Genomic DNA, 2,567 nt, shown 5'->3' on the forward strand with positions numbered 1-2,567 from the left:
AACACGGAAGTTAAGCTCTCTAGCGCCGATGGTAGTTGGGACCTTGTCCCTGTGAGAGTAGGACGTCGCCAAGCAATCTTAAGACGAGTCAGAATGACTCGTCTTTTTTGTGTTTCTAACTTCTTATCAATTTCAAATGTAATTTAAGTTCTTGAATACTCCGTATGCCTCTATGGTTTTTGGGTATATCTATATAATTTTTCATTCAATTTCTTTCATGATTTTTGATATGCTATTTAAGATTTTCTGTTTTATTTCTTAAAGATAGGATTCATCAGTGTGTTAAAATAGTACAGTTGTTTTTAATGTACTTTAATATAAGAAGATTTAAGTTAGAAAAGGAGATAATATGAAAAAGATAAGTATAATTACTATAGTAGTCTTAGTCCTGCTAGTAATCGTGTATATGTTAGTTGGAAATTATTTTTATAACTATGCATTAAATGCGAAACAAGAAAAGGAATTTTTGCAAGATAATCCTCATTTAGTAGAAACGGTAAGTGCATCGGGAGATGAATTGGCTGCAAATGAAGAAAAGAATGCAAACTTCGTATCGAAGTATAAACCTAACACATTAACTATACGTTCTTTCGATAAATTAAATTTAAAAGGTTATGAATATATGAATGAACCATCTAGTCATAAATGGGCAATTGTAGTTCATGGATACAATGGTAGAGCATCAGAAATGACGAAATATATTCGTAATTTCTATGAACAAGGCTATAATGTCATAGCACCAGACCTTCGTGGGCACGGAAATAGTGAAGGGGATTATGTTGGTATGGGCTGGCATGATCGTAAAGATGTGTTAATTTGGATTCAACAAATCTTAAAGAAAGACCCTAATGCTGAAATAGCTCTATTTGGTGTTTCGATGGGCGGGGCAACTGTAATGATGACTTCAGGAGAAGATTTACCTTCTAATGTTAAAGTTATTATTGAAGATTGTGGATACTCAACTGTTATTGATGAATTTACTTATCAACTAAAAGATTTATTCCACTTACCGAAGTTTCCTGTTATGAATGCGGCAAATACGGTTACTAAATTAAGAGCTGGCTACGATTTAGAAGAAGCTTCAGCTGTAAAACAAGTAGCGAAAAGTAAAACACCTATGTTATTCATTCATGGGGATGCTGATACATTCGTTCCTTTTGAAATGTTAGATGAAGTATATAATGCTGCAAAAGTAGAAAAAGAGAAATTAATTGTTTCAGGTGCTGGACATGGAGAAGCGGAGAAAGTAGATTCGAATAAATATTGGAATACTGTATGGAAGTTCGTAGGGAAGTATATTCCGGCATAATTAAATTTGTTGCACTTATATAGACGATAATCGGAGGGATAATAATTAATCCTTTTGATTATCGTTTTTTTGTTAATTAGGTAGTCTGCTATAAGTGTGTTTTTGTATGTACTATATGAAGGAGATAGAGCAAAAACTTTTGAATTCCTTAATCTCAGTGCTACAATGATTGAAAACTAAATGTTAATGAGGTGTTTCTATGAAAATTGAAGTATGGTCGGATTTTGTATGCCCATTTTGCTATATTGGGAAACGTAGATTAGAGGTGGCTTTAGAGCAATTTCCACATAAGAAGGATGTTGAAGTTGAGTTTAAAAGTTTTGAATTAGACCAAAATGCTCCAATCTATTCTGGAACAAGTATTAATGAAGTACTTGCATCAAAGTATGGAATTAGTATTGAAGAAGCTAAGCGTAATAACGTACAGCTAGGAAATCATGCAGCTAGTATGGGTTTAAGTTTTAATTTTGATGAGATGAAGCCGACGAACACGTTTGATGCGCATCGTCTTGCGAAGTTTGCAAAGGATCAAGGAAAAGAAAAAGAGATTACGGAAAATCTACTTTTCGCATACTTCACTGAATCGAGAAATTTAAGTGATGTGGATATACTTGCTACTATCGCTGAAGTTTCAGGTTTAGATAAGCAAGAGGCTTTAAATGTTATTAATGATAAAAATGCGTATGCAAATGATGTTAGAATTGATGAAGCGATTGCTCAGCAATATCAAATTTCGGGAGTACCTTATTTTATTATTAATCAAAAGTATGCTATTTCAGGTGCACAACCACTTGAAACTTTTGTTGGTGCACTTCAGCAAGTGTGGGAAGAAGAGAATCCTGCACCTAAGTTACAAGAACTTTCTTCAGAGGGTGGAAGCGATCTTTCTTGTACTGATGGAAGTTGTTCGGTGCCGTCGAAAGAGCAATAGTTTTTATAGTAGAGTAGTACCCCATAGATAGTTCTGTGGGGTGCTTGTATATAACTATAGAAGAAATACATAAGTGAAATCTATAAAATATAAAGTTTTTTTAAAAACGTATTGACGATTATACTTTAGAGGTGTAATATAGAACAAGTCGCCGATGACAATAACGTCGCAAGCGACAAACTAAATGAAAAACTTAGTTGACATTGAAAGATGAAAATGTTAACATAAGGAAGTCGCAAATGAGCGGCCAAGTAGTTCTTTGAAAACTGAACGAAACAAACAACGTGAAACGTCAATTTTTATTTTAGATGCTAGACAAACTAACTT

Annotated in this window: 2 protein-coding genes; both read left to right on the forward strand. The window is 33.7% G+C overall.

Annotated elements, in window-relative coordinates:
- The first annotated feature begins 349 nt into the window (after nucleotides 1-349).
- Nucleotides 350-1,309, forward strand: coding sequence for an alpha/beta hydrolase (locus MR143_RS32585; protein WP_000723980.1), 960 nt, complete (start codon nucleotides 350-352; stop codon nucleotides 1,307-1,309).
- 199 nt (nucleotides 1,310-1,508) lie between these two features.
- Entirely contained in the window at nucleotides 1,509-2,240 is a 732-nt protein-coding gene (locus MR143_RS32590; RefSeq protein WP_242281298.1) for a DsbA family oxidoreductase, read from the forward strand.
- Nucleotides 2,241-2,567 lie beyond the last annotated feature (327 nt).

The sequence above is a fragment of the Bacillus cereus group sp. BfR-BA-01347 genome, assembly GCF_022663835.1.
GTDB lineage: Bacteria > Bacillota > Bacilli > Bacillales > Bacillaceae_G > Bacillus_A > Bacillus_A thuringiensis_K.

Excerpts from the sequence above, each read along its gene's own strand:
- MR143_RS32585 (WP_000723980.1), top strand. The coding sequence starts at position 350 with ATGAAAAAGATAAGTATAATTACTATAGTAGTCTTAGTCCTGCTAGTA.
- MR143_RS32590 (WP_242281298.1), top strand. The coding sequence starts at position 1,509 with ATGAAAATTGAAGTATGGTCGGATTTTGTATGCCCATTTTGCTATATT.